9 protein-coding genes are annotated in these 7938 nt (G+C 69.3%); 7 read left to right on the forward strand and 2 right to left on the reverse strand.

Annotated elements, in window-relative coordinates; genetic code table 11:
* Positions 1-114: 114 nt before the first annotated feature.
* From FN821_RS11945 to FN821_RS11955, 3 genes are read left to right on the forward strand one after another with little or no spacing between them, the layout of a single operon-like run.
* Positions 115-1068: a PhoH family protein gene (locus FN821_RS11945; protein WP_131172835.1), complete on the forward strand. Its 954-nt coding sequence runs from the start codon at positions 115-117 to the stop codon at positions 1066-1068.
* Complete coding sequence (gene ybeY, locus FN821_RS11950) at positions 1065-1529, forward strand: rRNA maturation RNase YbeY (RefSeq protein ID WP_131172836.1); 465 nt, start codon at positions 1065-1067, stop codon at positions 1527-1529. The genes FN821_RS11945 and ybeY overlap by 4 nt, the downstream gene beginning before the upstream one ends.
* A complete protein-coding gene (locus FN821_RS11955) occupies positions 1526-2284 on the forward strand; it encodes an enoyl-CoA hydratase/isomerase family protein (protein WP_131172837.1) in 759 nt (252 codons plus the stop codon). Before ybeY ends, FN821_RS11955 begins: the two co-directional genes overlap by 4 nt.
* Before the next feature lie 87 nt (positions 2285-2371).
* Here the strand turns inward: FN821_RS11955 and FN821_RS11960 are convergent, their stop codons facing one another.
* On the reverse strand, positions 2372-2989 hold the full coding sequence (locus FN821_RS11960; RefSeq protein WP_131172838.1) for a hypothetical protein: 618 nt from the start codon (positions 2987-2989) through the stop codon (positions 2372-2374).
* A gap of 129 nt (positions 2990-3118) precedes the next feature.
* On the opposite strand from FN821_RS11960, the gene FN821_RS11965 reads away from it, so the two are divergent.
* Genes FN821_RS11965 through FN821_RS11975 form a run of 3 tightly spaced genes read left to right on the forward strand, consistent with a single transcriptional unit; the run spans position 3119 to position 6577 of the window.
* Positions 3119-4447: a hemolysin family protein gene (locus tag FN821_RS11965; RefSeq protein WP_277751033.1), complete on the forward strand. Its 1329-nt coding sequence runs from the start codon at positions 3119-3121 to the stop codon at positions 4445-4447.
* On the forward strand, positions 4444-5370 hold the full coding sequence (gene era / locus FN821_RS11970; protein WP_131172839.1) for a GTPase Era: 927 nt from the start codon (positions 4444-4446) through the stop codon (positions 5368-5370). The genes FN821_RS11965 and era overlap by 4 nt, the downstream gene beginning before the upstream one ends.
* A gap of 1 nt (position 5371) precedes the next feature.
* Entirely contained in the window at positions 5372-6577 is a 1206-nt protein-coding gene (locus tag FN821_RS11975; protein WP_131172840.1) for an FUSC family protein, read from the forward strand.
* A 7-nt stretch (positions 6578-6584) separates the two neighbouring features.
* On the opposite strand, the gene FN821_RS11980 is transcribed toward FN821_RS11975, so the two are convergent.
* Positions 6585-7121, reverse strand: coding sequence for a hypothetical protein (locus tag FN821_RS11980; RefSeq protein WP_131172841.1), 537 nt, complete (start codon positions 7119-7121; stop codon positions 6585-6587).
* A 109-nt stretch (positions 7122-7230) separates the two neighbouring features.
* On the opposite strand from FN821_RS11980, the gene FN821_RS11985 reads away from it, so the two are divergent.
* Complete coding sequence (locus FN821_RS11985; RefSeq protein ID WP_131172842.1) at positions 7231-7887, forward strand: tetratricopeptide repeat protein; 657 nt, start codon at positions 7231-7233, stop codon at positions 7885-7887.
* Positions 7888-7938: the final 51 nt, after the last annotated feature.

The raw sequence follows: 7938 nt of genomic DNA on the forward strand, positions 1-7938 counted from the left end.
CGAGGTTGACAGCCCCGACGCCTTCAGGCGTCCGATCGAAGGGACATTGCCCTGACGTACACGACACAGGACGCCGTCGCGACCCGCCGGATCGCGGTCGGCGCCAACATCGGCATGGTCAACGTGCTCGGGCCCCGCGACGAGTTCTTGAAGGTGCTGGAACGCGACCTGGACGCCCAGATCCACGTGCGTGGTAACGAGATCACGCTGTCCGGCGAGCCGGTCGGCGTCGCCCGGGCCGCCGATGTCCTCACCGAGTTGGTGACGATCGTGCGCACCGGCCAGGGTCTCACGACGGACGCCGTCGAGCGCGTCATCGCGATGGCGTCCGAGCACGACCACCCGGCCGAGGTGCTGACCCAGAACATCCTCTCGACGCGCGGCAAGACGATCCGGCCCAAGACGCTCAACCAGAAGCGGTACGTGGACGCCATCGACGCGCACACGGTGGTGTTCGGTATCGGCCCCGCGGGCACCGGCAAGACGTACTTGGCGATGGCGAAGGCGGTCCAGGCCCTGCAGGCTCGGCAGGTCAACCGGATCATTATGACGCGTCCAGCGATCGAGGCCGGCGAGCGGCTCGGCTTCCTGCCGGGCACCCTGAGCGACAAGATCGATCCGTACCTGCGTCCCCTCTACGACGCCCTGCACGACATGGTCGACCCGGAGACGGTGCCGAAGCTGCTGACCGCGGGCACCATCGAGGTGGCCCCCTTGGCCTACATGCGCGGACGCACCCTGAACGACGCGTTCATCATCCTCGACGAGGCGCAGAACACCTCGATGGAGCAGATGAAGATGTTCCTGACCCGCCTGGGCTTCAACTCGAAGATGGTCGTGACCGGCGACGTCACCCAGGTCGACCTGCCGAGCGGCATGAAGTCCGGACTCCGGGAGGTGCAGTCGATCCTGACCGACGTGGACGACATCTCGTTCTGCCGCCTGACGGCACACGACGTCGTCCGGCACCGACTCGTCGGCAAAATCGTGGCCGCGTACGACCGCTACGAGGCGAGCGTTGACCAGGGGCCGCACCCGCGGCGTCCCGTCGAAGGGGGAAACCGGTGATCGACTTGAACAACGAGTCCGGGGTCGAAGTGGACGAGACGCGCCTGGTGCAACTCGGACGCTTCTGCCTCGAACAGCTGAGGATCCATCCGCAGGCGGAGCTCTCGATCCTGCTCGTGGATGAGCCCACGATGGCCGACTACCACGTCCGCTTCATGAACCATCCGGGCCCGACCGACGTGCTCAGCTTCCCCATGGACGAGCTTCGCCCGCCCGCCGACGGCGAGGAGCCGCCGGAGGGCCTGCTGGGCGACATCGTCCTGTGCCCCTCGGTGACCGAGCGCCAGGCGGCGGACAGCGGCCGGACGCCGGAGGCCGAGGCCGACTACCTACTCGTGCACGGGCTGCTGCATCTGCTCGGCTACGACCACGCGGAGCCCGCCGAGCACGCGACGATGTTCGCCCTGAACGACCGCCTGATCGCCGCCTGGGACGCCCATCGCCAAGGCTCGTCGCGGTGACCGTCGAGGTCCGGCGTGAGGGGCACGTCGCCACGGTCGTCCTGAACCGTCCGGACAAGCTCAACTCCCTCACCGCTCCCATGTGGCGCGGGCTCGTCACGACGTTCAAGGAGTTGGACGCCGACGCGTCCGTCCGCGTCGTATTGCTGACCGGAGCTGGCGAGCATTTCTGCTCCGGCGCCGACATCACGGCCCTCACCGACCACCACAAGAGCGGGGAGGTGGTCGAGGCCGAGGAGGCGATCGCGTCCTGCCGCAAGCCGGTGATCGCCGTGATCCAGGGCTACTGCCTCGGCGGCGGGCTGCTGCTCGCCGCCGCGTGCGACCTGCGCATCGCCTCGACCGACTCGCGCTACGGCCTGCCGCCCGCGAAGCTCGGCATCGTGTACCCCGAGGCCGCGACACGCCGGTTCGTGTCGCTGGTGGGTCCGGCCTCCACCAAGTACCTGATCTACACCGGCGATCGCATCGAGGCGGCCCGGGCGCTGCACATCGGCCTCGTGGACGAGCTTGTCGACCCGTCGGCCCTGGCCAGCCGGGCGCAGGAGGTAGGTGCCCAGATCGCGGGCCTCAGCCGGCTCACGGTCGCGGCGACCAAGGAGATCGTCGACACGATGACGGCGGGCCGGCCGACGTCCGCTCTGGTCAACGACTGGGTGGCTCGCGCCGACTCGGGTCCGGACATCGCCGAGGGCATCGCTGCCTTCGCCGGCCGGCGGCGTCCGGACTTCACCTGGGCGCCGCCCGAACGCTAGAACGCTGGCGGCGGGGGACCTTCGTCGGCTGAGCTTGTCGAAGCTCTAGCCGCCGGCAGCGTCGACGCCCTCTGTCGGCGGTGCTGCTTAGGCGGTCGCCAGCCAGGTCGCGACCGCCTCCAGCGCACGGCGCTGAGGCTCGCTGTCGCTTGCGCCGGAGACGGTGATCAGCGAGCCGGGGCTGCGCATGGCCACGAAGAGCGTGCTCAGGCCGCCGTCGTCGGACGCCTTGAGGGTGATCTCGGCGCCCTGCAGGCCGCCGACCTTCGCGTCCTTCTGCGCGGTGACGGACGCCTCGGTGCCGGCGTTCTGGGCCGTCACGTACCAGGTCAGGAATGAAGCGAAGTCCTGCTTGTCGGTGGCCACGGTCTGGACGGTGATCGTGTGCTGCCCGGGGCTGCGCAGGAAGGCCACCAGTTGCGTGGCGCCTGTCGTGGGGGCATCGCTGACGAGGGCGGTGGCGTCCACGTAGCCGGTGGGCACCGGGATCACGAAGCCCGCCCGGGTGATCTTCTGGGTCGGCTCGACGAAGGCGGGCGTCTTGGCCGGCGCGGTGGGCGTGGCGGGCGCCGGGGTGCGGCTGGTGGCCGGGGCGTCCGGCCAGCCCGTCGGCGGCACCGTCGAGGCGGGCTTGACGGTCGCGCAGCCGGCGAGGCTCGCGACCGCCAGCGTGGCGACGGCCAGGGTCCGGAGGCTTCGATTCACCCGTCCACCGTACGTGCGGGCCACGCCAGCGGCCCGCCCGACACGCTCGGTCGGCGCCACGCCCACGCGGGATAGACTGACGACTCCTGCCCGGCAGCTTGGGAGTGAGCCGCGTTGTCTGAAGTCCACGTGACCGAGATCGTCGTCGCGGTCGTCTGTGTGCTCCTCGCCAGTCTGATGACGGCCGGAGAAGCCGCGTTACAGGCGTTCTCCAAGTCGCGCGCCGACACGCTCGCCAAGGAACACCCGGGCGCGCGCACCGCACGGCTGGTCCAGATCATGCAGGACAAGGCGCCCTACCTGAACACATCGCTGTTCATCCGCGTCCTGCTCGAGGTGGTCGCCATCGTCCTGACCACCCTGGTCGTCATCGACTTCGTGGAGCCGACGCTGTGGCGCGTGGTGTGGGCCGTCGCCATCATGGTGGGCGTCTCCTTCATTCTGCTGGGCGTCGCTCCCCGGACGCTGGGCCGGCAGCACGCCGACTCGATCGCCCTGGCCACCGCGCGGCCGCTGTCGCTGCTGACCACCGTCTTGGGCCCGATCCCGCAGGTCATGATCGTCATCGGCAACCTGATCACCCCGGGTCGGGGCTACGTGGACGGCCCGTTCACCTCCGAGGCCGAACTCCGCGAGCTCATCGACCGGGCCGGCAGCACCGACCTCATCGAGGACGGCGAGCGCAAGATGATCCACTCGGTCATCGACCTCGGCGACACCATCGTCAAGGAGGTGATGGTGCCGCGCACCGAGATGGTCTACATCGAGCTGGGCAAGACCCTGCGGCAGGCGGTGTCGCTGTCGTTGCGGTCGGGGTTCTCACGCATCCCGGTGATCGGCGAGGATCTCGACGACGTGCGCGGCATCCTCTATCTCAAGGACGCCATCCGCCGGATCTACGACAACCCGAGGGCCGAGGCGTCCGAGACGGTGGACAGCCTGATGCGTCCGCCCACGTTCACGCCGGACAGCAAGCCGATCGACGAGTTGCTGCGCGAGATGCAGCTGAACCACCGCCACGTGGTCGTGATCGTCGACGAGTTCGGCGGCACCGCCGGGCTCGCAACCATCGAAGACATCCTCGAGGAGATCGTCGGCGAGATCGTCGACGAGCACGACGGCGACGAGGTGCCGCCGGTCACCGAGCTGGCCGACGGACGCTTCCGCGTGTCGTCCCGACTCTCCCTCGACGACCTGGGCGAGCTGTTCGACGCCGACCTCGAGCAGGACGACGTCGACACCGTCTTGGGCCTGATGGCCAAGGAGCTGAACAAGGTGCCGCTGCCAGGAGCCGTCGTCCGCTTCAACGACCTCGAGCTCGTGGCCGAGCGGGCGGCCGGACGCCGTCACAACATCCAGACCGTGCTGGTGTCTCGACTCAGCGACGCTGACCTGCAGCCTGCGGTCGGCGATTCACCGGACGCCGCGGCGTCCGAATCCAGCAAGGAGCAGTCATGACCGCCGAGGGCTTCCGTTCCGGTTTCGCCTGCTTCGTCGGGCGTCCGAACGCCGGCAAGTCGACCCTGACCAACGCGATCGTGGGCGAAAAGATCGCGATCACCTCGTCCAAGCCGCAGACGACGCGGCACGTCATCCGCGGCATCGTGACGCGTGCGGACGCGCAGCTGGTCCTGGTGGACACGCCCGGGCTGCACCGGCCCCGGACGCTGCTGGGGCAGCGTCTCAACGACCTCGTGTACGAGACGTGGGCTGACGTCGACGTCATCGGGGTCTGCCTGCCGTCGTCGCAGCACGTCGGCCCCGGTGATGAGTTCCTGCTGACGGAGATCGCCGCGCTGCCGCGGCGTCCGAAGCTGCTGGCGCTGGCGACCAAGTCCGACCTCGTCGGTCCGACGCGGCTGGCCGAGCACCTGATGCGCATCCAGGCGCTGGAGGAGAAGCTGGGGATTCGCTGGGAGGCCATCATCCCCGTCTCGGCCGTGACGAACGACCAGGTCGACGTCGTCGTCAACGAGATCGTCAAGCTCCTCCCGGACGGCCCGCCGCTCTACCCGATGGACGCCGTGACGGACGAGTCGGAAGAGGTGAGGATCGCGGAACTGATCCGAGAGGCGGCCCTGGAAGGCGTGCGCGACGAGCTGCCGCACTCGATCGCGGTCGTCGTCGACGAAATGCTGCCGCGCGAGGGGCGTCCGGCGGACAAGCCGCTGCTCGACATCTTCGCGACCATCGTGGTCGAACGGGATTCGCAGAAGGGCATCATCATCGGCCACCAGGGCGAGCGCCTGCGGGAGGTCGGGCGCGATGCGCGGCTCCAGATCAACAAGCTCCTGGGCACCCCGACCCACCTCGCCCTCAAGGTCAAGGTCATGCGCGACTGGCAGCGGGACGCCAAACAGCTGAACCGCCTCGGGTTCTGACGTGTTGAGCGGTGCCGCCCAGATGTTCGAGCGGGGCGGTCGGTTGGACGCCCGTCGCGCGGTTGTCTTCGCCCGCGCTCGGCTACGCCAGGGCATCCGGCGGGTTCGGACGGCGCTGGAGCCGGTGCTCATCGCCGCGGTCGGCGCGGCGCTCGCGTGGGCGATCGCGCACGATGCGCTCCACCAGCCGGCGCCCCTGTTCGCGCCGATGGCGGCCTGGATCTGCCTCGGCTTCACCAAGAACCGCTCGCCCCGCATCGTGGCCGAGTTGGCGCTGGGGGCCACCGTCGGCGTGGGCCTCGGTGAACTCTTCGTCTCGACGTTCGGCGCCGGCGCCTGGCAGATCGGGGTCGTACTGGTCGTGGCGGCCTTAGCCGGACGCCTCCTCGACCGCGGCGACGTCGTCACGTTCCAGACCGTCGGCAACGGACTGGTCATCGTGGGCCTGTCCGCCATTCCGGGGATGGAACTGCACGCCGGTGGCCGCTGGATGGACGCCCTCGTCGGCGGTGCCGTCGCCTTCGTGCTCACGGTGGCGCTGCCGCGCTCGGTGGTGGAGCGTCCGCGCCGATACGCCCGTTCGGCCTTCGCCGAGATGGCCCAGGCCATCGAGATGCTGGCCGACGGGCTGAGGCGAGGCGACGTCGAGGCGATGATGGACGTCGAGGGCCAGGTCCGGGCGACCACGGAGTCCATCGACGACTTCGACAAGGCGCTCAAGGCGGCCGCTGACGTCGCGGCGCTGAACCCGACGCTGCGCGCCGAAGTTCCCCAGCTCGACGAGCTGAAGCGCATCCTCGCGCTGGCACGCCGCGCCGAGACCGGGCTGGCGATGATGGTGCGCCAGGCGGTCGGGTTCTACGAGCAGGCCGGACGCCTCCCCGACGTGGGGGACCGGCTCGCCGAGGTCGGCCCGGCGGTGCGCGCCCTGTCGACGTCGATCGGCGGCTGGCACCGTCCCCAGCACGCCCGCGACGTCTTGTCGGACGTAGCGGCCAAGACGGCCCCCCACGAGATCGAGTCTCAGGACTGGCGTCCGGCGGCCCTGATGTCGCTCGTGCGCGCCCTGGTCTCCGACCTCCTCCAGGTCACCGGGCTATCGAGGTCGGACGCCGCCGCGCGGCTCGCCGCCACGCACGGCGCCCCCTTCGCGGCCGAGCGCGAGGCCAGCCCCGAGGACGAGGCGTCCGCGCTGTGGGGTGACTGAGCCCGGCTCAGGCCGAGGCGAGGGCGTCCAGGATGGCGCTGAAGTGCACGAGGTCCGCAGAATCGGGGAAGCCGCGTCCGATGACGGTGCCGACGTCGACGATGCGTGACGTCGGGCTGAGCTGACCCACCAGTGCCGGGCACTCGGGGGTCGCCCACTCGGCGATGATCACCGACGGATACTTCGCCAGTTCGCCGGACATCGTCGCGCCGTCCGGACGCGCCAAGACGGTGGTTGCGACGCCGCGATCCCGGAGGCGGGCCGCGACCCCGTTCACCCAACAGCTCGTGCTCGTAGACGACCAGTGCCGTCGCGCCCGGGGCGAGGACGCCGCTCGTTGCGCTGCTGACCAGGTGGGGGCCTTCCTGGGGGAAACTCGTCCGCTGCCCTTCCCGAGGAAGTCGCGCAGCCCCTCGGCCAGGCCGCGGTCGGATCGATCGGCGTCGCGCAGCGCGAGGATCATCTCGCGGGCGTCCTCGTAGGCGTCGGCGCACACCTCGGCGAGGGCGTCGACCTCGGCCGCGATGGCCGGATCCGACGTCAAGTTCTACCTGATATGTGCCCTTCGGGACATAGCGTTACAAATCGCTCAAAACGATACTTAAGGCGAACATTCCACCGCTGTGATGTGAGCTCGAGGGAGCACCGTTTCCATGACTGCCGATACGACGTCCACTGGCACCTCCAGTGTCCGCCAGGACCTCTTGGCCAGACTCGGGCTTCCCGTGGACGCCGACGCCGAGGACGTGTCCGCCACCCACGGCCAGATCGTCGAGTTCCTCGACACCGCCCCGCCGGCGATCACCGGCTGGGCCAAGCGTCGCCGCAAGGAAGTGGACAAGATCGAGTCGTTGCTGAGTGGGCCGGAGTCGGCGCTCCAAGCGATGGCGCGTCCGGTGGTCGCGCCAGCCCGGGCCTCGCTGCCCAAGCCGCTGCTCGTCCTGCTGGGCCTGGTCATGCTGGCGGGGATCATCGTCGGGGTGTACTGGCTCGGACGGCCGACGCCGAACGTCCCCTCGATGACGTCTGCCGAGACGCCCGCCGCGACCCCCACGGTGGACGCCGCCGCCCTGGCCGACCTGATGAAGAAGGTCGAGGCGAACCCGAAGGATGTGGCGTCGCTGACCTCGATTGCCGCGCTGTACTTCAATGCCGCTGACTTCAAGAACTCTGCGACCTTCCAGCAGAAGGTCCTCGACATCGAGCCGACCAATGAGCAGGCGCTCATCGGTGCGAGCAATAATCAAATCCTGTGGATGGGTGGGGCTAGGAGCCTGCTGAACAATCCGTCCGCGAGTCCGCCGCGTTGATCGGTTCTGGGCTGGAATTGTTGGGTTGTGCAGGGTGAGTCGAGTCCGCAG

The organism is Propioniciclava tarda (genome assembly GCF_900182665.1).
GTDB classification, from domain to species: Bacteria; Actinomycetota; Actinomycetes; order Propionibacteriales; family Propionibacteriaceae; genus Propioniciclava; species Propioniciclava tarda.